Here is a 25,979-nt window from a genome sequence, read left to right on the forward strand (position 1 = left end):
CATGAACGATATGACTTTATATTTGATAATTGCCCTTGTACCTTTGGCAGGCTCGCTGATTGCGGGTTTGTTCGGCAACAAAATCGGACGTGCCGGCGCGCATACGGTTACGATACTCGGCGTGGCGGTGTCTGCCGTGCTGTCGGCTTATGTGCTGTGGGGATTCCTCAATGGCAGCCGTACCAAGTTTGACGAGAACGTTTATACCTGGCTGACAATGGGCGGCTTAGATTTCTCCGTCGGCTTTTTGGTCGATACGATGACGGCGATGATGATGGTCGTGGTTACCGGCGTGTCGTTGATGGTGCATATCTATACCATCGGCTATATGCACGACGAAAAAGTCGGCTACCAACGCTTCTTCAGTTATATCTCTTTGTTTACATTCAGCATGTTGATGCTGATTATGAGCAACAACTTCATCCAACTCTTCTTCGGCTGGGAAGCTGTGGGCTTGGTATCGTATCTCTTGATCGGTTTCTATTTCAAACGTCCAAGCGCAACATTTGCCAACCTGAAAGCCTTTTTGATCAACCGTGTCGGCGACTTCGGCTTTTTGCTCGGTATCGGCTTGGTGCTTGCCTATTTCGGCGGCAGCCTGCGCTATCAAGATGTATTCGCTTATCTGCCTAATGTTCAGACGGCCACTATCCAACTGTTCCCCGGTGTGGAATGGTCTTTGATTACTGTAACCTGTTTACTCCTGTTTGTCGGTGCGATGGGTAAATCTGCACAATTCCCGCTGCATGTCTGGCTGCCTGATTCGATGGAAGGCCCGACACCGATTTCTGCATTGATTCACGCCGCAACCATGGTTACCGCCGGTCTGTTCATGGTATCGCGTATGTCGCCGATTTATGAGATGAGCAGCACTGCGCTATCTGTCATCATGGTAATCGGTGCGATTACTGCTCTGTTTATGGGTTTTTTGGGCGTGATTCAAAACGACATCAAACGTGTGGTTGCGTATTCCACCCTGTCGCAACTGGGCTACATGACCGTGGCTCTGGGCGCGTCTGCCTATTCCGTAGCAATGTTCCATGTGATGACCCACGCTTTCTTTAAAGCCTTGTTGTTCTTGGCCGCAGGTAGCGCGATTATCGGTATGCACCATGACCAAGACATGCGCCATATGGGTAACCTGAAAAAATACATGCCGATTACTTGGCTGACCATGCTGATCGGTAACTTGTCGCTGATCGGTACGCCGTTCTTCTCCGGCTTCTATTCCAAAGATTCGATTATCGAAGCAGCGAAATACAGCACCCTGCCGGGTAGCGGATTTGCTTATTTCGCCGTCCTCGCCAGTGTGTTCGTTACCGCGTTTTACGCGTTCCGCCAATACTTTATGGTGTTCCACGGCGAAGAAAAATGGCGCAGCCTGCCCGAACACCATTCAGACGACCATGGCGAAGAACATCACGGCTTGGGCAAAAACGACAATCCGCACGAAAGCCCGCTGGTCGTTACCCTGCCTTTGATTTTGCTTGCCATTCCGTCCGTCATCATCGGCTACATCGCCATCGAACCCATGCTCTACGGCGATTTCTTCAAAGACGTGATTTTTGTTAATGCCGACGCGCATCCGACCATGCACATCATGAAGGAAGAGTTCCACGGCGCATTGGCAATGGTGTCTCACAGCCTGCATTCGCCTGTACTCTACCTCGCTATTGCAGGTGTATTGAGCGCATGGCTCCTGTACGTCAAACTGCCGCACCTGCCTGCGAAAATTGCACAGACATTCCGTCCGATTTACGTTTTGTTTGAAAACAAATACTACCTCGACGCCCTGTATTTCAACGTCTTCGCTAAAGGCACGCGCGCATTGGGTACTTTCTTCTGGAAAGTCGGCGATACCGCCATTATCGACAACGGTATCGTCAACGGCTCTGCCAAACTGGTCGGCGCGATTGCCGCGCAGGTACGCAAAGTCCAAACTGGCTTTATCTACACCTACGCCGCCGCTATGGTATTCGGCGTATTGGTACTGCTCGGCATGACCTTCTGGGGATTGTTCCGATAAAAGCGGGATTTCAGACGGCCTATCTATAGTTTGTGTGTATAGGGGCCGTCTAAAAAAGAAAATTTGAGCAACAATGATTGAAGACAAATTACCGCAAACCCTGGACGAAGTCCGCGAAGCCATTGATGGTTTGGACAAGGGATTAATCGAATTACTCGCCCGCCGGCAGAAATTGGTACGGCAGGCTGGTCGTCTGAAACCTAAAAACGATGTGTGGGCGGTTTCCGCGCCTGAACGGGTGGCTCAAGTGATTACCTCGCGCCGCGCTTATGCCGAAAAGGCCGGTTTGTCGCCCGAAGTAGCAGAAGCAGTTTGGCGCAGCATGATTGATGTGTTCATTAAACTTGAGATGGACACCAACCGTACCGATGGAGCGTAGTCAAAATCTTCGGATAATGGTTTTGACAAGAAAAATATGGAAGAGGCCGTCTGAAATATAGAGGCGAGAAAAAACCATGTCGGACACACAAACCATCCGCTCCGCCGAATTTACCGCTTCCCGCGCATGGGGCGCGCTCGACATCGCCAATATGAACGGCACCACCGTACGCCTGCACTGGACGAACCAACCCTACACATGGCACATCAACGACGGCGAGGAAGTGTTTGCCGTGATGGATGGCGAAGTTGAGATGCACTACCGAGAAAACGGCGAAGAACACATCGTTCGTTTGAAAAGCGGAGATATCTTCTACGCAGGAATCGGCACGGAACACGTCGCCCATCCGTGCGGCGAGGCGCGGATTTTGGTGATTGAGAAAGAGGACAGTGTTTGAGGCCGCCTGAAAAGAAGGTTTGAGACAGCAACAGAATAAGAGAATGACGGCAGATATACATTTTTCTTGATTTTGCTGTACACAAAATACACAATCTTTTTCAGACGGCCTCCTGAAATGTCGTCTGAAAACCAACCCATACAACTATATTTTTTATTTTAACCACAGGTTAACCACTATGTTTTCCAACTACCTACTCAGCTTGGCAATATGGATACCCATCGCCGCAGGTGTGCTGGTTTTGGCGACCGGTAAAGACAGCCGTGCTCCGCTGGCGCGTATGCTTGCCTTCATGGGTGCGCTTGCCGGTTTCTTGGTAACGCTGCCCCTGTTTACCGGTTTCGACCGTTTGAGCAGCGGCTATCAATTTACCGAGTTCCACGAGTGGATTCCGCTTCTGAAAATCAACTACGCATTGGGCGTGGACGGTATTTCAGTGCTCTTTATCATCTTGAATGCGTTTATTACGCTGTTGGTGGTATTGGCCGGTTGGGAAGTCATTCAGAAACGTCCGGCGCAGTATATGGCGGCATTCCTGATGATGTCGGGTTTGATTAACGGCGCGTTTGCCGCGCAGGATGCGATTCTGTTTTATGTGTTCTTCGAGGGTATGCTGATTCCGCTGTACCTGATTATCGGTGTATGGGGCGGCCCGCGCCGCGTCTATGCGTCGGTCAAGCTGTTCCTCTATACGCTGATGGGTTCGCTCTTGATGCTGGTTGCCATGGTTTACCTGTACTATCAAACAGGCAGCTTCTCTATTGTCGATTTCCAAAACATCAAGCAGATTCCATTGGGCGTACAACAGCTTTTGTTTGTGGCGTTCTTCCTGTCATTTGCTGTAAAAGTGCCGATGTTCCCTGTGCACACTTGGTTGCCGGATGCTCACGTTGAAGCGCCGACCGGCGGTTCGATGGTGTTGGCGGCAATTACGCTGAAACTGGGTGCGTATGGCTTCTTGCGCTTTATCCTGCCGATTATGCCGGATGCGGCACGCTATTTTGCCCCTGTGATCATCGTATTGAGCCTAATTGCCGTGATTTACATCGGTATGGTGGCTTTGGTGCAAACCGATATGAAAAAACTGGTGGCGTATTCTTCCATCAGCCATATGGGTTTTGTCACTTTGGGCATGTTCCTGTTTGTGAACGGCCAATTGAATGACTGGGCATTGAAAGGCGCAATCATTCAAATGATTTCCCACGGTTTTGTGTCTGCCGCGATGTTTATGTGTATCGGTGTGATGTACGACCGCCTGCATACCCGCAATATTGCCGATTATGGCGGCGTGGTCAATGTGATGCCTAAGTTTGCGGCGTTTATGATGTTGTTCGGTATGGCCAATGCCGGTCTGCCTGCGACTTCCGGCTTCGTGGGCGAGTTTATGGTGATTATGGGAGCGGTTAAAGTGAATTTCTGGGTAGGCGCGTTGGCTGCCATGACCTTGATTTACGGTGCGTCTTATACCTTGTGGATGTACAAACGCGTTATTTTTGGTGCGATCCACAATCCGCACGTTGCCGAAATGAAAGACATCAATTGCCGCGAATTTGCGATTTTGGCGATTTTGGCGGTTGCTGTATTGGGCATGGGTCTGTATCCGCAAGCGTTTATCGAAGTGGTGCATCAGGCGGCAAACGATTTGATTGCCCATGTGGCACAAAGCAAGATTTGAGGTGTGTAAATGAACTGGTCTGATTTGAATTTAATGCCCGCCATGCCCGAAATCGTGCTGCTTGCGCTATTGGGTGTCGTATTGCTGGCAGACTTGTGGATTTGCGATAAAAACCGCTATTTGACCCATCTGATGAGTTTGGGAACAGTCATTATTGTGGCTGTTACCCAATTGGCGGTATGGGAACAGGGCAGTGTCGATGCCTTTCACGGTATGTATATTGCAGACGGCATGTCCCGTTTGGCAAAACTGGTACTGTATGCACTGACGTTTGGTCTGTTTATTTACAGTAAACCGTACAACCAAGACCGCCAAATTTTTAAAGGCGAGTTTTATACCCTGTCACTGTTCGCCCTGTTGGGTATGAGCGTCATGGTCAGCTCGGCACATTTCTTGACCGCGTATATCGGTTTGGAATTGTTGTCTTTATCGCTGTACGCCATGATTGCCCTACGCCGCGATTCCGGCCGCTCTGCCGAGGCCGCGCTGAAATACTTCGTATTGGGCGCGTTGGCCTCCGGTTTGCTGCTTTATGGTATTTCCATGGTTTACGGCGCCACCGGTTCCCTTGATTTTGCTTCTGTCTTGGCTTCTGCTTTCAACGAGCAGGCCAATGAATGGTTGTTGAAATTGGGTATGGTATTTATTGTAGTCGCCATTGCATTTAAATTGGGTGCGGTTCCATTCCATATGTGGATACCCGATGTGTACGATGGCGCGCCGACCTCTGTTGCCGCCTTTGTGGGTACGGCTCCGAAAATTGCCGCTGTTGTCTTTGCGTTCCGTATCCTTGTTACCGGTATGGATACCATACGTTCAGACTGGGCGCCGATGTTGGCCATCCTTGCCGTTGCTTCTTTGGTGGTCGGTAACCTTGCTGCCATCATGCAAACCAATATCAAACGTATGCTTGCCTATTCCACCGTATCGCACATGGGCTTTATCCTGTTGGCGTTTATGGCAGGCGCGGTCGGTTTTACCGCAGGTTTGTATTACGCCATTACCTATGCTTTGATGGCGACAGTCAGCTTCGGTGTTTTGATGGTATTGTCCACCAAAGATATTGAGTGTGAAAACATTAAAGACCTCGCGGGTCTTAACCAACGCCATGCATGGTTTGCCTTCCTGATGTTGCTGTCCATGTTCTCCATGGCAGGTATTCCGCCGCTGATGGGCTTCTACGCCAAGTTCGGCATGATTATGGCGCTCTTGAAACAAGGCTATGTTTGGTTGTCAGTGTTTGCCGTCATCATGTCTCTGATTGGCGCGTTCTACTACCTGCGTGTGGTCAAAGTCATCTACTTCGATGCCCCTGACCATGACCGGCCGGTCGGCAGCAACTATGCCGCCAAATTTGTCCTGACGGTCAATGCCTTCCTGCTGCTCCTGTGGGGTATCATGCCGCAAACCGTTATCGACTGGTGTGCCAAAGCATTGGAAAATACCCTGTAAGCTTCAAACAAAACCAACGGCGGCTGTTCCAAAGCCGCCGTTTTTGTTAGGATTCGCATTCGGATGAAATATACCCAAAGTTCAGACGGCCTCAAGCCTTTGAACAATCATCAAGCAGGTATCATCAAGATATTGAATATTCCACGGATAATGATGGGCAAGAATGCCCATTTAACATGTTAAAATCACATATAGGCCGTCTGAAAACCGAAAGACCACCATGACCGCATCCATGTACATTCTTTTGCTGTTGGCACTCATCTTTGCCAACGCACCATTTATTACCACCAAATTCTTCGGCATCATCGCCCTGAAACGCAAACACATCGGCCATCACTTGATCGAATTGCTGGCAGGATTCCTTCTTACCGCGATTCTCGCCTATATCCTCGAATCGCGTGCAGGAGCCGTACATGCCCAAGATTGGGAGTTTTACGCGACCGTTGTCTGCCTCTACCTGATTTTTGCCTTCCCATGCTTTGTATGGCGTTACTTTTGGAATGAACGGAATAGAGAGTAGGATTTGAATTAGGAAAAGGCCGTCTGAAAGATTTTCAGACGGCCTTTTTATATCAAGTAGAGACCTTTGCAAAATTCCCCAAAATCCCCTAAATTCCCACTAAGACATTTAGGGGATTTTTCATGAGTACCTTCTTTCAGCAAACTGCCCAAGCCATGATTGCCAAACACATCGACCGCTTCCCACTATTGAAGTTGGATCAGGTGATTGATTGGCAACCGATCGAACAATACCTGAATCGTCAAAAAACCCGTTACCTTCGAGACCACCGCGGCCGTCCCGCCTATCCCCTGTTGTCCATGTTCAAAGCCGTCCTGCTCGGCCAATGGCACAGCCTCTCCGATCCCGAACTCGAACACAGCCTCATCACCCGCATCGATTTCAACCTGTTTTGCCGTTTTGACGAACTGAGCATCCCCGATTACAGCACCTTATGCCGCTACCGCAACTGGCTGGCGCAAGACGACACCCTGTCCGAATTGCTGGAACTGATTAACCGCCAACTGACCGAAAAAAACCTAAAAATAGAGAAAGCATCCGCCGCCGTCATTGACGCCACCATTATTCAGACCGCCGGCAGCAAACAGCGTCAGGCCATAGAAGTCGATGAAGAAGGACAAGTCAGCGGACAAACCACACCGAGTAAAGACAGCGATGCCCGCTGGACAAAGAAAAACGGTTTATACAGACTCGGTTACAAACAACATACCCGCACCGATGAGGAAGGCTATATCGGGAAACTGCACATTACCCCCGCCAATGCCCATGAATGCAAACACCTATTGCCTTTGTTGGAAGGGTTACCCAAAGGTACGACCGTCTATGCCGACAAAGGCTATGACAGTGAAGAAAACCGGCAACATCTGGAAGAGCATCGGCTGCTGGACGGCATTATGCGCAAAGCACACCGTAACCATCCGCTGACGGAAGCGCAAACCAAACGCAACCGGTATTTGTCGAAGACCCGTTATGTGGTCGAACAAAGCTTTGGTACGCTGCACCGTAAATTCCGCTATGCCCGGGCAGCCTATTTCGGGCTGGTTAAAGTAAGTGCACAAAGCCATCTGAAGGCGATGTGTTTGAACCTTTTGAAAGCCGCCAACAGGCTAAGTGCGCCTGTTGCCGCCTAAAAGGCGGCCGGATGCCTGATTAATCAGGTATCCAAGGAGGATTAAGAGGGTATTTGAGTAGAATCAGTGGATATTTGAAACAAAAACAGCCGAAAACCTGTGTTTGGATTTCGGCTGTCGGAAAGAAAGGAATTTTGCAAAGGTCTCAAGTAAGGATTGTTTTAGGGATGAGCTTTGGAACATTGACCTGGAGTTGCCATATTCAGTTTCATAATGGCAGCTTTGGCAACATCTTCAGAAATTTCAGTTACTGCCGGTATGGGTATTGGCTGTTTCTGGTAACAAGAAACCTTTGTTTTGCAAGTCACCTAAGCAATTAACAACAATATCTTTAGTTACAGAGATAAATGCCTGATCCAGATTACTATGGGGAGTCAGCTCTTTTGGTGTGGAGGTTAAACCAATAGTAGTCACAATAGCGTGATTAAATTCGGAACGGTTTAATTCTTTTTTGCCATCTGAGTAGCTACAGTAGAATTGATAGTAATCCTGAACTGTACTGCCTGCTAATCCGAAAGTCAGACCTGTTTTTATACCGTTACCCACTGCACCACCAATATTGGCGATATTGTTGGCATGGATTTTCAGGCTGTTTTGGGCTTGCGGGTCTACTGTTACAATCTTTGTTCCGTTTAGTGCAATTTTGGCAGCTTTTGTTAGAGCCGGATTTACTTTAGGGAAAGATTTACCATTACGCTCGAACTCTCCCTCTAAACGTATAGGATAAGGTTGGTTTGGTACTTTCAAATCACTTTGTTTATATTTTTGATATTCGGTTGAAGTATAGGGATGTGGTACAACACAGGCAGAAAGCGCTAATGCTGAGCATAGGATGAGTAATTTGTTCATAGATATTCTCTAGTTAATTTGCATTTATCTGTTTGTTTTCAGGTGAATTAAATACCGTATTCGAATAAAACCAATTATAACGTAATATAGTTTTTATACAAATTTTGCAAACTAAATGTGAAAATTTGCATGGGAAGGCAGGTTGTTACATTGGATCTACCTTGCGAACTTCATTACTTTAGAGAGAAGGTTTCTGATAGTGATGGTAGATGTCGAGGGCAAGTTAACTTTAATTACCAAGAGTACAACTGTGAGCTTTTGAGTTATTAAGATTAGGTTTCGATTGAAAATGATAGGGAGATTTCAGTTTGGGTCAGTTGGCAAATAAATTAAGCCAAAAGGTCGAGTTGATGCAGTTGCTTGAAACAATAAAGGCCGTCTGAAAGATTTTCAGACGGCCTTTATTTTGTTCGATGTTAAATATCGTTTAGAAAACAAGGCTGTTGGGGCGTAAAGCCTTGTCGTGAGGGCGGTTTAACGGTACTATTCTTGGTTAATCCTGTTTTATTCCTATGAAATTGAAAGTATAAGATGATTAATGATATTCAAAAGACAGCTGAAGGCAAAATGCAGCGTTCTCTGGAAGTATTGAAAGACAATTTGGCTAAAGTGCGTACCGGCCGTGCGCATACCGGCCTGCTCGACCAAGTGGAAGTGGAATACTGGGGCAGTATGGTGCCTGTGAGCCAAGTGGCAAACGTGACGCTTTTGGATGCGCGTACGATTGGTGTGAAACCTTTCGAGAGCAATATGGCTGCAAAAGTTGAGAAAGCGATTCGTGATTCCAATTTGGGTCTGAACCCTGCTTCTGTCGGTGATTTGATCCGTGTCCCTATGCCTATGTTGACTGAGGAACGCCGTAAAGATTTGATCAAAGTAGTACGCGGTGAGGCGGAAGAGGGCCGTGTGTCTATCCGCAATGTGCGCCGTGATGCAAACGACCACATCAAAAAACTGTTGAAAGACAAAGAGATTTCTGAAGATGAAGCACGCCGTGGCGAGGAAGCGGTTCAGAAGTTGACCGACAAATACATTGCTGAGGCGGACAAGCTCTTGGCTGCCAAAGAAGAAGATTTGATGGCGATTTAATCCTGTGTGCAAACCGTTCAGACGGCCTTTGGACGATTTGCTCCCTGAAAGGCAGACATGAAAAGCAGTACGCAGACGATTTTGGAACACTCTGCCATCCCCCGACATATTGCTGTGATTATGGACGGCAACGGACGTTGGGCAAAGAAGCGTTTTCTTCCCCGTGTGATGGGGCATAAGCGCGGCTTGGATGCGCTGGAGAACATGGTGAAGCATTGTGCTGAACTGGGTGTGCAGTATTTGACCGTGTTTGCTTTTTCGACTGAAAACTGGCGACGCCCCGAGGAAGAGGTTTCTTTTCTGATGGGGCTGTTTTTGCAGGCTTTGCAAAAGCAGGTGCGCCGTTTACACGATAACAATATGCGCTTGAGGGTCATCGGCAGCCGTGAGCGGTTTAATGCTGAAATCCTGAAGGGGATTGAGGCGGCAGAGGCGTTGACGGCAAACAATACCGGCTTGACTTTGAGCATTGCCGCCGATTATGGCGGCCGCTGGGATATTTTGCAGGCGGCAAATCAGTTGATTGCCGAGGGTGTAACTGAGATTACGGAAGAGGCGTTGTCGCGCTATTTGATGTTGGGCGATGCACCCGAGCCGGATTTGTTTATCCGAACCGGCGGCGAGACGCGCATCAGTAATTTCCTGCTGTGGCAGATGGCGTATGCGGAATTGTATTTTACGGATACGCTGTGGCCTGATTTTAATGAGAAATCGCTGAACGAGGCGATTGCTTCGTTCCAAAAACGGGAACGCCGCTTCGGGCGGACTTCCGAACAGCTGCCGGTTGAGCAGCAACGGGGTTGAGAACTATGTTGAAACAACGGATTTTGACGGCGCTGTGGCTTTTGCCGCTGATGCTGGGTATGCTGTTTTATGCACCTATGTGGTTGTGGGCGGCGTTTTGTGGTCTGATTGCCATGCTGACTTTGTGGGAATATGCCCGCATGAGCGGCTTGGACAAGCTGAAAATCAATCATTATTTGGCTTCAACGCTGGTGTTCGGCGTGATTGCCTATGCCGGCGGTTGGCAGTTGCCTGATTTGGTTTGGTATGTCGTATTGGCGTTTTGGCTGATTGTCATGCCTTGGTGGCTGAAGGCGAAATGGAAGTTAAACGGCGGCTGGCAGGCTTACACGGTCGGTTGGTTGTTGGTGATGCCGTTTTGGTTCGCACTGGTTTACCTGCGCCCTCAGCCTGAAGACGCGTTGTCTTTATTGGCGATTATGGGTTTGGTGTGGGTGGCCGATATTGGCGCGTATTTCTGCGGCAAATCGTTTGGCAAGCGCAAAATTGCGCCGACCATCAGCCCGGGTAAAAGCTGGGAAGGTGCGATCGGCGGTGCATTGTGCGTTGTCGTGTACATGACCATCGTATGGAAAGCCGGTTGGCTGGCTTTTGAAGCCGGTTGGTTCAAAACGATTTTGATCGGCTTGATTCTGACCGTTGTCAGCGTGTGCGGCGATTTGCTGGAAAGCTGGCTCAAACGTGCGGCCGGTATCAAAGACAGCAGCAATCTGTTGCCGGGACACGGCGGCGTGTTCGACCGTGTGGATAGCCTGATTGCCGTTATCAGCATTTATGCCGCCTTTATATATTTGTTTTAAACAGCCTGTCTGACGTGGTTGAGGGAGCTGATGATGTCCGAACAAAAACAGATTTCATCTTTATCGATTTTGGGCGTATTGTTGGCACTGGGATTGATGGCTGCGGCGTTTATTTTGGGCGTGCAGTTTAAGAATCTGCGCCAACCGGGGACGATTACCGTAAAAGGTTTGGCGGAGAAAAACTTCCAATCCGACAGTGCGACGTGGAATACGGGCGTGAACGCGCACGGCGAGAGCTATCAGGAAGTTTTGGATTTGCTGACGGCAAGACGCAAGAAGCTGTCTAAGTTTTTGGGCGAGCAAGGCTTTACGGCGGCTGAAATGAAAGTGGGCCTGCCCGAAGTGTCGCGCGTTTTCAATGAAACCCGCGACGAACTGGGCAACGTAACCCGCACGCCAAACGGCTACGACGGCGACCTCAACATTGTGGTCAACACCAAAAAACTGGACAAAATCCAAGCCGCCCAGCGCGCCATTTTGAATTTTCGTGCGCAAAACGAATTCATCCGCTTCGACAATCCTCAATATTTGCTGGGCAATTTGGAAACCATCAAACGCGATTTGATTACGCAGGCGACTGAGGATGCGCAGAAACGCGCGGCCGAATTTGCCAAAACCGGCGGCGGCAAAGTGGGCGCCATGCGTTCTGCTTCGCAAGGCTCGTTCAACATCTATGCCGACACCGGCAGCAGCGAGGACGACGAATACGGCGGTTCTTACGATAAAAGTACCGTCGGCAAACAAGTTCGACTGGTTGTTACCATCGAATACGGCATTGAGTAATTCTTTCAGACGGCCTGTTTAGCCGGGAGGTAAAAGGCCGTCTGAAAATTGGAAACGGCAAAGAAATCTATTTCAAACACAATGAATACCGTTTGCACAGCACACAAAGAACACACCATGACACAACAAGTTCTGACCATATTAGGCAGTACCGGCAGCATAGGCGAAAGTACCTTAGACGTTGTCTCCCGCCATCCCGAAAAATTCCGCGTGTTCGCGCTGGCAGGGCATAGGCAGGTGGACAAGCTGGCGGCGCAATGCAAACAGTTCCGCCCGGAATATGCCGTTGTCGGCGATGCCAGCCATGCGGCCGAGCTGGAAAAGAAACTCAAACAAGAAGGCATCGATACGCAGGTCTTATATGGTTCTCAAGCCCTGATTGATGTCGCCTCTGCCGATGAAGTCAGCGGCGTGATGTGTGCCATTGTCGGTGCGGCCGGTTTGCCGTCGGCTTTGGTCGCCGCTCAAAAGGGCAAAACCATTTATCTGGCAAACAAAGAAACGCTGGTGGTTTCCGGCGCATTGTTTATGGAAACCGCCCGTCAAAACGGCGCCACCGTCTTGCCGATTGACAGCGAACACAACGCCATCTTCCAAGTATTGCCAAGGGATTACACAGGCCGTCTGAATGAGCATGGTATCAATTCAATTATCCTGACCGCATCGGGCGGCCCCTTCCTTAATACAGATTTAAGTACATTTGACAGCATTACGCCCGAGCAGGCGGTCAAGCATCCGAATTGGAGCATGGGGCGCAAGATTTCCGTTGATTCCGCATCAATGATGAATAAGGGCTTGGAGTTGATTGAGGCGCATTGGCTGTTTAGCTGTCCGCCGGAAAAACTGGAAGTCGTCATTCATCCGCAATCCGTGATACACAGCATGGTACGTTATCGCGATGGTTCGGTATTGGCGCAGTTGGGCAATCCTGATATGCGTACGCCGATTGCTTATTGTTTGGGCCTGCCCGAACGTATCGATTCCGGTGTGGGCGAGCTGGATTTCGGCGCTTTATCCGCGTTGACCTTCCAAAAGCCTGACTTTGACCGTTTCCCATGTCTGAAACTTGCCTATCAGGCCATGAATGCGGGCGGCGCCGCGCCTTGCGTGTTGAACGCCGCAAACGAAGTTGCTGTGGCTGCTTTTTTAGAGAAACGTATCAAGTTTACCGATATTGCCAAAGTCGTTGCCTACTGCCTTGCACAAGATTTTTCGGACGGCCATCACGATATCGAAGGCCTGCTGGCGCAAGACGCGCAAACACGCAGACAGGCAGAAGCCTTTATCGGCAAACAATAAAGCTTCAATAACAGGCCGTCTGAAACGCCAACCGCTTGGCATTTAGGCAGACAAAATGGAACAACTGCCTTTATAATCGGTTTTCAGACGGCTTTATCCGTTGTTCATCACATTCCACTCAGGGGATTTTTTTGCAAACCTTTTTAGCCTTTATCGTCGCCATTCTGATTTTGGTCAGCCTGCATGAGTTCGGACACTATATTGTTGCCCGCTGGTGCGGCGTTAAAGTCGTGCGCTTTTCCGTCGGCTTCGGTAAGCCCTTTTTCACCCGAAAACGCGGCGATACTGAGTGGTGTCTTGCCCCGATTCCGCTGGGTGGTTACGTTAAAATGGTCGATACGCGCGAAGGCGAGGTGGCAGAAGCAGATTTGCCGTACGCCTTTGACAAGCAGCATCCGGCCAAGCGCATCGCCATTGTCGCCGCCGGTCCTTTGACCAATTTGATTTTGGCCGTTTTGCTTTACGGTTTGAGCTTTTCCTTCGGCGTAACCGAGTTGCGCCCCTATGTCGGCATGGTCGAGCCTGCCAGTATTGCCGCCAAAGCAGGTTTTCAGGCAGGCGATAAAATTGTATCGGTCAACGGAATCGCCGTTAAAGACTGGAGCGATGCGCAAACCGAGATGGTGTTGAACCTTGAAGCCGGCCCTGTAAAAGTCGCTGTTCAGACGGCCTCAAATACCCAAGCCATCCGCATAATTGATGCCGCCGGTACGCCTGAAGCAGGTAAAGTTGCGAAAAGCCAAGGCAACATCGGCCTTTTGCCTTTTAGAATTACTAATCGCATCGGCAAAGTCTTGGCCAATAGTCCGGCCGAAAAAGCAGGTTTGAAGGAAAACGACAAACTGCTGACCGCCGATGGGAAGCCCATCGAAAGCTGGCAGGAATGGACGGAACTTTTCCGCGCCAGCCCCGGCAAACGAATCGAACTGACTTACGAGCGCGACGGTAAAATACTGGCGACCGCTATCCGGCCGGACAGCGTCGAGCAGTCGGCAGGCGTGCTGGTGGGTAGAGCAGGGCTTGCCGCCCAGGCGGATAAAGAGTGGGATAAAACCATCCGCTACCGTTATACGCCTTCCGTTGCCCAAGCCTTTGAATTGGGTTGGAACAAAACCGTCAACTATTCGTGGACGACCCTCAAATTTTTCGGAAAACTGGTTACAGGCAATGCCTCTTTAAACCATATTTCCGGCCCCCTGACCATTGCCGATGTCGCCGGACAATCCGCCAAACTCGGATTGCAGAGCTACCTCGAATTTCTGGCCTTGGTCAGCATCAGCTTAGGCGTGTTGAACCTTTTGCCCGTGCCCGTTTTAGACGGCGGACATCTGGTTTTCTATACCGCCGAATGGATACGCGGAAAGCCTTTGAGCGAGCGCATACAGGCAGTCGGCCTGCGCTTCGGACTGGCAGCCATGCTTTTGATGATGGCTGTGGCTTTCTTTAATGACATCAACCGTTTGTTTGGATAATTTATGAAACTGAACCAGATTGCTTCCGCTTTAATGGTATTGAGCCTGTCGCCAATGGCATTGGCTGACTTTACCATTCAGGACATCCGCGTCGAAGGCCTGCAACGCACCGAGCCGAGTACCGTCTTCAACTACCTGCCCGTTAAAGTCGGTGATAATTTCAATGATGCGCGCAGTGAAGAAATCATCAAAAAACTCTACGCAACCGGTTTCTTTGACGACGTACGCGTCGAAACCATGGACAATCAAGTCCTGCTGACCGTGATTGAGCGTCCGACCATCAGCTCGCTCAATATTACCGGTGCGAAAATGCTGCAAAACGATGCCATCAAGAAAAACCTTGAAGCATTTGGTTTGGCGCAATCCCAATACTTCAACCAAGCAACGCTGAACCAAGCTGTTGCCGGTTTGAAAGAAGAGTATTTGAGCCGTGGCAAACAGTCTGTCCAAATCACGCCGACCGTAACCAAACTTGCCCGCAACCGCGTATCTATCGATATTGCCATCGAAGAGGGCAAATCTACCAAGATTACCGATATTTCATTTGAGGGCAACGAAGTTTATTCCGACCGCCGTCTGATGAAACAAATGTCCCTGAGCGAAGGCGGCATGTGGACTTGGATCACGAAGAGCAACCAGTTCAATGAGCAAAAATTTGCTCAGGACATGGAAAAAATCACCAATTTCTATCAAAACAACGGCTACTTCAACTTCCGCATTTTGGATACCGATATCCAAACCAACGAAGACAAAACCAAGCAGACCATTAAAGTAACCGTCAGCGAAGGCGACCGCTTCCGCTGGGGCAATGTACGCATCGAAGGCGATACGCTGGAAGTGCCGAAAGAAGATTTGGAAAAACTGCTGACCATGAAGCCGGGCAAATGGTACGAGCGCGCGCAAATGTCCAATTCGCTCGAAGCCATCCAAAACCGCATGGGTCAGGCAGGTTACGCATTCAGCGAAATCAATGTCCAACCGATTCCAAATGCCGAAACGCATACCGTTGATTTTGTGTTGACCGTTCAACCGGGCCGCAAAATCTATGTGAACGAAATCAACATTACCGGCAACAACAAAACCCGTGACGAAGTCATCCGCCGCGAGTTGCGCCAAATGGAATCGGCGCCTTACGACTCTGCCAAACTGCAACGTTCTAAAGAGCGCGTTGAGTTGTTGGGCTACTTCGACAACGTTCAATTCGATGCTGTTCCTGTGGCCAATACGCCTGACCAAGTTGACCTGAACATGAGCCTGACCGAACGTTCTACCGGCTCGCTCGACTTGAGTGCAGGTTGGGTTCAGGATACCGGTTTGGTAATGTCTGCCGGTGTGGCTCAAGACAACCTGTTCGGTACGGGTAAATCCGTTTCTCTGCGCGCTTCCCGCAGTAAAACCACAGTAAACGGCTCATTGTCGTTTACCGACCCATACTTCACACCTGACGGCGTAAGCTTGGGCTACGACCTTTACGGCAAGACCTACGACCCGCGTAAAGCTTCTTCCAGCGCGAAACAATATAAAACCACGACTTTCGGCGGCGGTTTGCGTATCGGTATTCCGGTTACCGAATATGACCGTGTGAACTTCGGTTTGGCCGCAGAACGCTTGACCGTGAACACCTACAAAGGCGCGCCTAAACGCTATGCCGACTTTATCAACCAATACGGTAAAGGCGACGGCAGCGGCGTAGGCAGCTTCAAAGGCTGGTTGTACAAAGGTACCATCGGCTGGGGCCGCAACAAAACCGACAATGCCTTGTGGCCGACCCGCGGTTACCTGACCGGTGTAAACGGCGAAATCGCCTTGCCGGGCAGCGACCTGCAATACTACACCCTGACCCACAACCAAACTTGGTTCTTCCCATTGAGCAAAGATTTCACGCTGATGCTGGGTGGCGAAGTCGGTTATGGCAACGGCTACGGCAAAACCAAAACCATGCCGTTCTTTGAAAACTTCTACGGCGGCGGCTTAGGCTCTGTCCGCGGCTTTGAAAGCGGTACGCTGGGCCCGAAAGTCTATGACGAATACGGCGAAAAAATCAGCTACGGCGGTAACAAAAAAGCCAACGTTTCCGCAGAGTTGCTCTTCCCGATGCCGGGCATTAAAGACTCGCGTACCGTCCGTCTGAGCCTGTTTGCCGATGCGGGCAGCGTGTGGGACGACAAAACCTACAACGACAGCAGCAGCAATTCTTATTACACTAATGGCGCGCTCCAAAACGTGTATGGCGTAGGCACAACGCACAAATCGACATTCAAAAACGAATTGCGTTACTCTGCCGGTGCTGCCGTGACTTGGCTCTCTCCGCTGGGTCCGATGAAGTTCAGTTATGCTTATCCGATTAAGAAAAAAGAAGGCGACGAAATCCAACGCTTCCAATTCCAACTCGGTACGACATTCTGATGATGTTTAGGCCGTCTGAAACCGGGTTTGTCCGTTTCAGACGGCCTCATGGCAGATTGGCGGCAAGCTTATTGCAAACCGCCCGTCTGTTTTCAAGCAAGGATTTTTATCATGAGTAAAATAGCCGACACCCTCCGTGTCCTCGCCGTAGCCCTGCCGGGTTTCGTGCTGTTGCCGCAAGCGGCGGCGGATGGCGTGCAGAAAATCGGTTTTATCAATACCGAGCGCGTTTATCAGGAATCCAAGCAGGCGCAAAGCATTCAGATGACTTTGGAAAAAGAGTTCAAAAGCCGTCAAACCGTCTTGCAAAAGCTGCAGCAGGAAGGCGAGGCTTTGGAGCAAAAACTGAGTAGCGACAAACTCAGCGACAGCCAAAGGGAAGCGGAAACCCAAAAGTGGCGCAATCTGGTACAAAAATTCCGCAAGCAGCAGGCCGAGTTGGCTGAAGACTACAACTTGCGCCGCAATGAAGAATTCGCCGCGCTCCAGCAAAATGCCAACCGCGTCATCGTCGATTTAGCCAAACGCGAAGGTTACGACTTCATCTTGCAGGACGTGATTTACGTCAACGGCCGCTACGACATTACCGACAGCGTTATCAAAGCCCTAAACGCACACTGACCCTGCTCGGCAGCGAATGCAACCATACAGACAAACCTAAGGCCGTCTGAAACCCAAACCGGCATCTTTCAGACGGCCTGACATCTTGACGGCAGATTATCATGACTTCACAAGCATACACCCTGTCCCAAATCGTTTCCCAACTCGGCGGCGAATGGAAAGGCGAAGACATCGCCATTACCGCTGTCCGTCCGTTGGATCAGGCGCAGGCGAAACACATCAGCTTTTTGGCCAATCCGAAATACAAAGCCGAAGTACACGACAGCCGGGCAGGCGCAGTGATTGTGTCGCCGAAAGCCGCAGACGAATTTGCAGGCCGCAACCTGATTGTGGCTGCCGACCCTTATCTTTATTTTGCCAAAGTAGCACGATTGTTCTCGCCGATTGTCAAAGCACAGGGCGGCGTACATCCGACCGCCGTTGTCGAGGCAAGCGCCAAAGTGCCGGCGAGCTGCGAAATCGGCGCGAATGCCTATATCGGCGCGAATGCCGTATTGGGCGAAGGCTGCCGTATTTTGGCCAATGCCGTTGTCCAACATGATTGCACGTTGGGCGATGAAGTCGTGCTGCATCCCAACGCCGTCATCTATTACGGCTGCACTTTGGGCAACCGTGTTGAAATCCACAGCGGCGCAGTCATCGGCGCAGACGGTTTCGGCTTGGCCTTTGCCGGCGATTCATGGTTTAAAATTCCGCAAACCGGCGCAGTCACGCTGGGCGATGATGTGGAAATCGGTTCGAACACCAATATCGACCGCGGCGCAATGAGCGACACGACCGTCGGCAACGGCACCAAAATCGACAACCAAGTCCAAATCGGCCACAACTGCAAAATCGGTTCGCACACCGTTATCGCCGCCAAAACCGGCATTTCCGGCAGCGTCACCATCGGCAATTATTGTATTATCGGCGGCGGTGTCGGCACGGTCGGACACATTGAAATCGCCGATAAAACCACCATCGGCGGCGGTACATCCGTTACCCACAGCATTACCGAAAGCGGCCAGCATTTGGCCGGTATTTTCCCGATGTCGGGCTACAAAGACTGGGCGCGCAATGCCGTTTATATCCACCGTTTGAGCGAAATGAACAAACGCCTCAAAACGCTGGAAAAACAGCTTGCCGACAGCGACGAAGCCTAAAGGCGGCGCAAACAGTCCGCGCCCCGCATCCGAATACGTTTAAACCCAATACAAATAAGGAAAGACGAACATCATGGACGTACAACTCCCGATCGAAGCCAAAGACATTCAAAAACTTATCCCACACCGTTATCCGTTTTTGCAACTTGACCGCATTACTGCGTTCGAACCGATGAAAACCCTGACTGCAATTAAAAACGTCACCATGAACGAGCCGCAGTTCCAAGGCCACTTTCCCGACCTGCCCGTGATGCCAGGCGTGCTGATCATCGAAGCCATGGCGCAAGCGTGCGGTACACTCGCCATCCTCAGCGAAGGCGGCCGCAAAGAAAACGAATTCTTCTTCTTCGCCGGTATTGACGACGCCCGTTTCAAACGCCAAGTCATACCCGGCGACCAACTGGTTTTTGAAGTCGAGCTGTTGACCAACAAACGCGGTATCGGCAAATTCAACGCCGTTGCCAAAGTCGACGGCCAAGTTGCCGTTGAAGCCGTGATTATGTGCGCCAAACGCGTGGTGTAAGAATGGGACAGGCCGTCTGAGCGTTCAGACGGCATCTTGCAGGTAATACCTGTATCAGACAGCAAGGAGACAGCATGACCCTTATCCATCCGACCGCCGTCATCGACCCTAAAGCCGAACTCGACTCCAGCGTCAAAGTCGGCCCATACAGCATCATCGGCCCCAATGTGCAAATCAGTGCGAATACCGAAATCGGTCCGCACGTCGTCATCAACGGCCATACGACCATCGGTGAAAACAACCGCATTTTCCAATTTGCCAGCCTCGGCGAGATTCCGCAGGACAAAAAATACCGCGACGAGCCGACCAAGCTGATTATCGGCAACGGCAACACCATCCGCGAATTTACGACGTTCAACCTCGGCACGGTCACCGGCATCGGCGAAACCCGTATCGGCGACGACAACTGGATTATGGCCTACTGCCACCTCGCCCATGACTGCGTGGTCGGCAACCATACCATCTTCGCCAACAACGCCTCACTCGCAGGCCACGTTACCATCGGCGACTACGTCGTCTTGGGCGGCTACACGCTGGTGTTCCAATTCTGCCAAATCGGCGACTACGCCATGACCGCGTTTGCCGCCGGCGTACACAAAGACGTACCGCCGTACTTTATGGCTGCAGGCTACCGCGCCGAACCGGCCGGCCTCAACAGCGAAGGTATGCGCCGCAACGGGTTCACCGCCGAACAGATTGCCTCTGTCAAAGATGCGTATAAAACCATTTACCATCGCGGCATTCCGTTTGAAGAAGCCAAAGCAGATATTCTGAAACGCGCCGAAACACAAAGCGAATTGGCGGTATTTAAAGACTTTTTTGCACAATCCACACGCGGCATTATCCGTTGATTGATGGATTGAAGGCCGTCTGAAACTTTTTCAGACGGCCTTTGGATTGCAAAAATCTGTGCAGTAGGCAGGTTTCCTGTCCGTTTGCTACTGATGCCGTCTGAAAACGGGCGGACAAATGACCGCCCCAAAATCTTTTAGCTTCCGAACCTCAACAACATGAACCCCAATTCTTCCCCTCTTATCGCCATCAGCGTCGGCGAGGCTTCCGGCGACTTGCTTGGCGCACACTTAATCCGTGCCATTAAGGCGCGTTGCCCGAATGCGCGGTTTACCGGTATCGGCGGCGAGCGCATGAAGGCGGAGGGTTTCGAGAGTTTGTACGATCAGGAAAAGCTGGCAGTGCGCGGTTTTGTTGAGGTCATCAAACGCCTGCCGCAGATTTTGAAAATCCGCAAAGGGCTGGTGAACGATTTAATCCGCCTCAAGCCGGATGTGTTTATCGGCATCGATGCGCCGGACTTTAATCTCGGCGTGGCGGAAAAACTCAAGCAGGCAGGTATTCATACCATTCATTACGTCAGCCCGTCGGTTTGGGCGTGGCGGCGCGAACGGGTCAATAAAATCGTGCATCAGGTCAACCGCGTGTTGTGCCTGTTTCCGATGGAGCCGCAGCTTTATATCGATGCCGGCGGCAGAGCCGAGTTTGTCGGCCATCCGATGGCGCAAACCATGCCCGTGGAAGCGGATAGGGCGGCGGCACGGCAGAAGCTGGGCGTGCCTGCGGATGTACCCGTGTTTGCCATATTGCCCGGCAGCCGTGTGAGCGAAATCGATTACATGGCGGCGGTGTTTTTTCAGACGGCCTTATTGCTGCTGAAACGTTATCCGCAGGCACAGTTTTTGCTGCCTGTGGCAACGGCCGCAACGCGCAAACGCATTAGCGAAATTTTGGCGCAACCTGAATTTGCCGCCCTTCCCATCACGCTGACCGACAAGCAGTCGGATACGGTTTGCACCGCTGCCGACGTGGTATTGGTCACCAGCGGTACAGCGACTTTGGAAGTGGCCTTGTGCAAGCGGCCTATGGTTATCAGCTACAAAATTTCGCCGCTGACTTATGCGTATGTGAAAAACAAAATCAAAGTGCCGCATGTCGGTTTGCCCAATATTCTGTTGGGTAAAGCCGCCGTTCCCGAGCTGCTGCAACACGACGCCGTCCCTGAAAAACTGGCGCAGGCCGTGGCAGACTGGTATGACCGCCCTGAAGCCGTGGCCGCGTTGGAACAGGATTTCCACGCCTTGCATCTGCTGTTGAAAAAAGATACGGCGGCATTGGCGGCGGCGGCAGTATTGGAAGAAGCTGGATTTTCAGACGGCCTGAAAGACAAGTAAGGAAAATACATGAATTTATTGGGAGCCTTGGCCAAGGTTGGCAGCCTGACGATGGTGTCGCGCATTTTGGGCTTTGTACGCGATACGATTATCGCCCGTGCGTTTGGTGCAGGCATGGCGACGGATGCGTTTTTTGTCGCGTTTAAACTGCCCAACCTGCTGCGGCGCGTGTTTGCAGAGGGCGCATTTGCCCAAGCCTTCGTACCGATTTTGGCGGAATACAAGGAAACCCGCTCTCCCGAAGCCACGCAGGCGTTTGTGCGCCATGTGGCCGGTATGTTGTCGTTTGTGTTGGTTATCGTTACCGCGCTGGGTATACTTGCCGCGCCGTGGGTGATTTATGTTTCCGCGCCCGGTTTTGCCAAAGAAGCCGATAAGTTTCAGCTTTCCATCGACCTGCTGCGGGTGACGTTTCCTTATATCTTTTTGATTTCTTTGTCGTCTTTTGTCGGCTCAATACTCAATTCCTATCATAAATTCGGCATTCCTGCCTTTACGCCGACTTTTTTGAACATCTCCTTTATCGTCTTTTCCCTGTTTTTTGTACCGTATTTCGATCCTCCTGTTATGGCTTTGGCGTGGGCGGTATTTGTCGGCGGCGTGTTGCAGCTGGTGTTCCAACTGCCTTGGTTGGCAAAATTGGGCTTCTTGAAAATGCCCAAACTCAGCTTTAAAGACGCAGCGGTCAACCGCGTGATGAAACAGATGGCGCCGGCTATTTTGGGCGTGAGCGTGGCGCAGATTTCCTTGGTTATCAACACCATTTTCGCCTCGTTTTTGCAGTCCGGCAGCGTGTCATGGATGTATTACGCCGACCGACTGATGGAATTGCCTACCGGTGTTTTGGGCGTGGCACTCGGTACGATTTTGCTGCCCACCTTGTCCAAACACGCCGCCAGTCAGGATACCGAGCAGTTTTCCGGCCTGCTCGACTGGGGTTTGCGCCTGTGCATGCTGCTGACCCTGCCTGCCGCCGTCGGCCTTGCCGTGTTGTCTTTCCCTCTGGTTACGACCTTGTTCATGTACCGTGAATTTACACTGCACGACGCGCAAATGACCCAACATGCGCTGATTGCCTACTCCTTCGGCTTGATCGGTCTGATTATGATTAAAGTGTTGGCACCCGGCTTCTATGCCCGCCAAAACATCAAAACTCCCGTTAAAGTCGCTATTTTCACGCTGATTTGCACGCAGTTGATGAACCTCGCTTTCATTTCGCCGCTTAAACACGTCGGCCTGTCCCTTGCTATCGGTTTGGGCGCGTGTCTGAATGCAGGTTTGCTGTTTTTCCTTTTGCGCAAACACGGCATCTACCGTCCCGGCAAAGGTTGGGCAGCGTTTTTGGTCAAAATGGTCATCTCTTTGGTCGTCATGGGCGGCGGTTTGTGGGTGGCGCAATCTTATCTGCCGTTTGAATGGGTGCACGTCGGTGGCTTTAAAAAAGCAGGCCAACTCTGCGTCCTGATTGCCTTGGGAGGTGGCCTCTACTTTGTTTCCCTCGCCGCGCTCGGCTTCCGTCCGCACCATTTCCGCCGAGTAGAAAAATAAGCAGCCGCAGGGCGTATGTGCTTAGCTTAAAGACTATTCGCTAAAAAGGCCGTCTGAAACATTTTCAGACGGCCTTTTCTTGCTTTACGTTTTAACTGTAAAGCTTCGCTCCTTTTTTGACGAACTCAATCGCTTTTTCTTCCATGCCTTGCTGTTGGGCTTTTTGCTTGTCGGCGTAGTCGCGCACTTCCTGCGTAATTTTCATCGAGCAGAATTTGGGGCCACACATTGAGCAGAAGTGGGCGATTTTCGCGCCTTCGGCGGGCAGGGTTTCGTCGTGGAAGCTCTCGGCGCGTTCGGGGTCGAGGCTGAGGCGGAATTGGTCGCGCCAGCGGAATTCGAAACGCGCCTTGCTCAGGGCGTTGTCGCGCAGCTGTGCGCCCGGCCAGCCTTTGGCGAGGTCGGCGGCGTGGGCGGCGAGTTTGTAGGTGATGATGCCGGTGCGCACGTCTTCTTTGTCGGGCAGGCCGAGATGCTCTTTCGGGGTAACGTAGCAGAGCATGGCGGTGCCGTACCAGCCGATATTGGTCGCGCCTATGCCCGAGGTGATGTGGTCGTAGCCGGGGGCGATGTCGGTAACGAGCGGGCCGAGTGTGTAGAAAGGCGCTTCAAAGCAGTGTTGCAGCTCTTCGGTCATGTTTTCTTTCACGCGTTGCAACGGTACATGGCCCGGGCCTTCGATCATGACTTGTACGTCGTGTTTCCACGCTTTGGCGGTCAATTCGCCCAAGGTGTGCAGCTCGGCAAATTGGGATTCGTCGTTGGCATCGGCAATGCAGCCGGGGCGCAGGCCGTCGCCGAGGCTGAACGACACGTCGTAGGCTTTCATAATTTCGCAGATTTCGTCGAAATGCGTGTAGAGGAAGTTTTCCTGATGATGGGCAAGACACCATTTCGCCATGATGGAGCCGCCGCGCGATACGATGCCTGTGAGGCGGTCGGCCGTCATTGGCACATAGCGCAGCAATACGCCTGCGTGCAGGGTGAAATAGTCCACGCCTTGTTCTGCCTGCTCGATTAAGGTATCGCGCACCAAATCCCAAGTCAGGTCTTCGGCGATGCCGCCGGTTTTTTCCAAAGCTTGGTAAATCGGCACCGTGCCGATGGGGACGGGCGCGTTGCGGATAATCCATTCGCGCGTTTCGTGGATGTGCGCGCCTGTGGATAAGTCCATAATCGTGTCTGCGCCCCAACGCAGCGACCACACCATTTTTTCGACTTCTTCGGTCAGGCTGGAAGTGACGGCGGAGTTGCCCAAGTTGCCGTTGATTTTGACGCGGAAGTTGCGGCCGATAATCATCGGTTCGAGTTCGGGATGGTTGATGTTGGCAGGGATAATTGCGCGTCCGGTGGCGATTTCTTGGCGCACGAATTCGGGCGTGATTTGGTCGGGATGGGTTGGGATATTCGCGCCGAAACTTTGCCCTGCGTGTTGTTTCAAGAGCTTGGCGTATTCGGGTCGTCTGAAAAGCTCGTCCAGCTTCATGCGTTCGCGTATGGCGACAAACTCCATTTCCGGCGTGATAATGCCTTGGCGCGCATAGTGAAGCTGGGTTACATTGCGGCCTGCTTTGGCGCGGCGCGGGCGGGTAATTTGGTTGAAACGCAGATGGGCGGTTTTCGGATCGTGCGCACGTTCGGTGCCGTATTCGCTCGACAGGGTAGGCAGGATTTCGGTATCGCCGCGTTCATCCAGCCATGCGGTGCGGACGTGCGGCAGCCCTTGTTTTAGGTCGATGTGCGCCGCCGGATCGCCGTATGCGCCGCTGGTGTCGTACACCGGAATAGGCGGATTGGCTTCCGTACCTTGCGCCGTGTAGGTATCGTCCTGACGGATTTCGCGCAAAGGTACTCGGATGTCAGCGCGGCTGCCCGGAATATAGACGCGGTCGGAATTGGGATATTGGAAGCGGATGCCGATGTCTTCGCTCAAGTCGGAAAGACGGCGCGCCTCATCGCCGGTTTTTTTAGCGGTAGTCATAAAAAATTGCTCCTGTTTCTCAGTTATAAAATGGAAACAGGAGCATTGCTTTTTTTCAGACGGCCTTGTGGATATCTTCAATCAACCGTTTAAAATCACATTTGCCGAAACTCCCCACGCAGGTATTATCCTGTTCGGGTGTAAAGGGTATTTCTCAGCCGCTCGGTTTGAAAGCAGCACCCCTGTTTCTTTATTAACGAAAAATTAAACCATGCGGACGGTTTTTTGTAAAGCGGCGTTTTCGCATTTTCTGTCAAAAACGCTTGACAGCGATTCCGTCTTTCCGTATAGTTACAACTTCTGACGCGGGATGGAGCAGCATGGTAGCTCGTCGGGCTCATAACCCGAAGGTCGTAGGTTCGAATCCTGCTCCCGCAACCACATACTAAAAAGACCGCTTGTATAGCGGTCTTTTTTCATGTCTATATCGTCCAATAAAGTCCAAAAATCTCATTAATTTCAATATGTTGTATTTTTGCGATTATTTCCACCATTCAATTTAGTCTAGCAGTGTCTGCTAGAGTCCAAAACTGTTGTTGGTACATTTGTTGGTACATTTCCTTTGCTACCATTTTTGTACCAATACGAAATCAGAAAGGTATAGAAATGAACGCACTTTCAGAAGCGAGAATTCGACACGCTGAAACTCCAACCACCATTAAAAAAACTATCAGATGGTCAAGGCCTAGTACTTTTGCTGCATCCAAACGGCAGCAAATACTGGCGATTTAACTATCGCTTCAATAAAAAGCAGAAAACTTTGGCTATTGGGAAATATCCTAATGAGCCCTTTGCAAAATCCTCTAAATGTCTTGGTGAGGATTCTGCAAAGGTCTTCAAGTGTAAGGCAAAAAAGCTTTGCTTCGTAGTTTGAAATTAGAAGCCTAAAGGAAAAAA

General features: G+C 50.9%; 22 protein-coding genes, 1 tRNA gene, 1 pseudogene and 1 riboswitch. Of the genes and pseudogenes, 22 read left to right on the forward strand and 2 right to left on the reverse strand.

Annotated elements, in window-relative coordinates; genetic code table 11:
- Position 1: 1 nt before the first annotated feature.
- From nuoL to KCG54_RS00160, 7 genes are all read left to right on the forward strand, one after another.
- The gene (gene nuoL, locus KCG54_RS00130; RefSeq protein WP_070765537.1) at positions 2 to 2,026 is read left to right on the forward strand and encodes an NADH-quinone oxidoreductase subunit L; all 2,025 of its coding nucleotides are present in this window, start codon (positions 2 to 4) and stop codon (positions 2,024 to 2,026) included.
- Between the two features lie 73 nt (positions 2,027 to 2,099).
- Positions 2,100 to 2,405 carry a chorismate mutase gene (locus KCG54_RS00135; protein WP_254324284.1) on the forward strand — a complete coding sequence of 102 codons (306 nt, stop codon included), beginning with the start codon at positions 2,100 to 2,102 and terminating at the stop codon, positions 2,403 to 2,405.
- A gap of 76 nt (positions 2,406 to 2,481) precedes the next feature.
- Positions 2,482 to 2,802, forward strand: a complete 321-nt coding sequence (locus KCG54_RS00140) for a cupin (protein WP_254324285.1) — start codon at positions 2,482 to 2,484, stop codon at positions 2,800 to 2,802.
- Positions 2,803 to 2,980: 178 nt separating this feature from the next.
- On the forward strand, positions 2,981 to 4,477 hold the full coding sequence (locus KCG54_RS00145) for an NADH-quinone oxidoreductase subunit M (RefSeq protein WP_254324286.1): 1,497 nt from the start codon (positions 2,981 to 2,983) through the stop codon (positions 4,475 to 4,477).
- Positions 4,478 to 4,486: 9 nt separating this feature from the next.
- Entirely contained in the window at positions 4,487 to 5,929 is a 1,443-nt protein-coding gene (gene nuoN, locus KCG54_RS00150; RefSeq protein ID WP_254324287.1) for an NADH-quinone oxidoreductase subunit NuoN, read from the forward strand.
- Positions 5,930 to 6,149: 220 nt separating this feature from the next.
- Positions 6,150 to 6,449, forward strand: a complete 300-nt coding sequence (locus KCG54_RS00155) for a DUF2818 family protein (protein WP_003686671.1) — start codon at positions 6,150 to 6,152, stop codon at positions 6,447 to 6,449.
- Positions 6,450 to 6,571: 122 nt separating this feature from the next.
- On the forward strand, positions 6,572 to 7,579 hold the full coding sequence (locus KCG54_RS00160) for an IS5 family transposase (protein WP_254324288.1): 1,008 nt from the start codon (positions 6,572 to 6,574) through the stop codon (positions 7,577 to 7,579).
- A gap of 243 nt (positions 7,580 to 7,822) precedes the next feature.
- Here KCG54_RS00160 and KCG54_RS00165 read toward each other — a convergent pair whose 3' ends face one another.
- On the reverse strand, positions 7,823 to 8,428 hold the full coding sequence (locus KCG54_RS00165; protein ID WP_224783379.1) for a hypothetical protein: 606 nt from the start codon (positions 8,426 to 8,428) through the stop codon (positions 7,823 to 7,825).
- 531 nt (positions 8,429 to 8,959) lie between these two features.
- Here KCG54_RS00165 and frr point away from each other — a divergent pair.
- From frr to murJ, 13 genes are all read left to right on the forward strand, one after another.
- A complete protein-coding gene (gene frr, locus KCG54_RS00170; RefSeq protein ID WP_003686718.1) occupies positions 8,960 to 9,517 on the forward strand; it encodes a ribosome recycling factor in 558 nt (185 codons plus the stop codon).
- Positions 9,518 to 9,574: 57 nt separating this feature from the next.
- On the forward strand, positions 9,575 to 10,321 hold the full coding sequence (locus KCG54_RS00175) for an isoprenyl transferase (RefSeq protein WP_049328737.1): 747 nt from the start codon (positions 9,575 to 9,577) through the stop codon (positions 10,319 to 10,321).
- Between the two features lie 5 nt (positions 10,322 to 10,326).
- Positions 10,327 to 11,121: a phosphatidate cytidylyltransferase gene (locus KCG54_RS00180; protein WP_254324289.1), complete on the forward strand. Its 795-nt coding sequence runs from the start codon at positions 10,327 to 10,329 to the stop codon at positions 11,119 to 11,121.
- 33 nt (positions 11,122 to 11,154) lie between these two features.
- Positions 11,155 to 11,904: an SIMPL domain-containing protein gene (locus KCG54_RS00185; RefSeq protein WP_003747899.1), complete on the forward strand. Its 750-nt coding sequence runs from the start codon at positions 11,155 to 11,157 to the stop codon at positions 11,902 to 11,904.
- A 117-nt stretch (positions 11,905 to 12,021) separates the two neighbouring features.
- Positions 12,022 to 13,203 carry a 1-deoxy-D-xylulose-5-phosphate reductoisomerase gene (gene ispC / locus KCG54_RS00190; RefSeq protein ID WP_254324290.1) on the forward strand — a complete coding sequence of 394 codons (1,182 nt, stop codon included), beginning with the start codon at positions 12,022 to 12,024 and terminating at the stop codon, positions 13,201 to 13,203.
- A gap of 131 nt (positions 13,204 to 13,334) precedes the next feature.
- A complete protein-coding gene (gene rseP / locus KCG54_RS00195; protein WP_254324291.1) occupies positions 13,335 to 14,675 on the forward strand; it encodes an RIP metalloprotease RseP in 1,341 nt (446 codons plus the stop codon).
- 3 nt (positions 14,676 to 14,678) lie between these two features.
- Positions 14,679 to 17,081: an outer membrane protein assembly factor BamA gene (bamA, locus tag KCG54_RS00200; RefSeq protein WP_254324292.1), complete on the forward strand. Its 2,403-nt coding sequence runs from the start codon at positions 14,679 to 14,681 to the stop codon at positions 17,079 to 17,081.
- A 111-nt stretch (positions 17,082 to 17,192) separates the two neighbouring features.
- Positions 17,193 to 17,702 carry an OmpH family outer membrane protein gene (locus KCG54_RS00205; protein WP_101755713.1) on the forward strand — a complete coding sequence of 170 codons (510 nt, stop codon included), beginning with the start codon at positions 17,193 to 17,195 and terminating at the stop codon, positions 17,700 to 17,702.
- A 101-nt stretch (positions 17,703 to 17,803) separates the two neighbouring features.
- The gene (lpxD, locus tag KCG54_RS00210) at positions 17,804 to 18,844 is read left to right on the forward strand and encodes a UDP-3-O-(3-hydroxymyristoyl)glucosamine N-acyltransferase (protein WP_254324293.1); all 1,041 of its coding nucleotides are present in this window, start codon (positions 17,804 to 17,806) and stop codon (positions 18,842 to 18,844) included.
- Positions 18,845 to 18,917: 73 nt separating this feature from the next.
- Positions 18,918 to 19,367 carry a 3-hydroxyacyl-ACP dehydratase FabZ gene (gene fabZ / locus KCG54_RS00215; RefSeq protein ID WP_003681704.1) on the forward strand — a complete coding sequence of 150 codons (450 nt, stop codon included), beginning with the start codon at positions 18,918 to 18,920 and terminating at the stop codon, positions 19,365 to 19,367.
- A 74-nt stretch (positions 19,368 to 19,441) separates the two neighbouring features.
- Complete coding sequence (gene lpxA, locus KCG54_RS00220; RefSeq protein WP_254324294.1) at positions 19,442 to 20,218, forward strand: acyl-ACP--UDP-N-acetylglucosamine O-acyltransferase; 777 nt, start codon at positions 19,442 to 19,444, stop codon at positions 20,216 to 20,218.
- 159 nt (positions 20,219 to 20,377) lie between these two features.
- On the forward strand, positions 20,378 to 21,553 hold the full coding sequence (gene lpxB / locus KCG54_RS00225; RefSeq protein ID WP_254324295.1) for a lipid-A-disaccharide synthase: 1,176 nt from the start codon (positions 20,378 to 20,380) through the stop codon (positions 21,551 to 21,553).
- Between the two features lie 9 nt (positions 21,554 to 21,562).
- The gene (gene murJ, locus KCG54_RS00230) at positions 21,563 to 23,101 is read left to right on the forward strand and encodes a murein biosynthesis integral membrane protein MurJ (protein ID WP_254324296.1); all 1,539 of its coding nucleotides are present in this window, start codon (positions 21,563 to 21,565) and stop codon (positions 23,099 to 23,101) included.
- A gap of 91 nt (positions 23,102 to 23,192) precedes the next feature.
- On the opposite strand, the gene thiC is transcribed toward murJ, so the two are convergent.
- Positions 23,193 to 25,082: a phosphomethylpyrimidine synthase ThiC gene (gene thiC / locus KCG54_RS00235; RefSeq protein ID WP_254324297.1), complete on the reverse strand. Its 1,890-nt coding sequence runs from the start codon at positions 25,080 to 25,082 to the stop codon at positions 23,193 to 23,195.
- Between the two features lie 94 nt (positions 25,083 to 25,176).
- Positions 25,177 to 25,276, reverse strand: a riboswitch (TPP riboswitch).
- A gap of 110 nt (positions 25,277 to 25,386) precedes the next feature.
- Between thiC and KCG54_RS00240 the strand changes: the two genes are divergently transcribed.
- A tRNA-Met gene (locus tag KCG54_RS00240) sits at positions 25,387 to 25,463 on the forward strand.
- 253 nt (positions 25,464 to 25,716) lie between these two features.
- Positions 25,717 to 25,956: pseudogene (locus tag KCG54_RS00245) on the forward strand (Arm DNA-binding domain-containing protein); the annotation flags it as partial.
- Positions 25,957 to 25,979: the final 23 nt, after the last annotated feature.

The organism is Neisseria subflava, from assembly GCF_024205705.1.
GTDB classification, from domain to species: Bacteria; Pseudomonadota; Gammaproteobacteria; order Burkholderiales; family Neisseriaceae; genus Neisseria; species Neisseria subflava_D.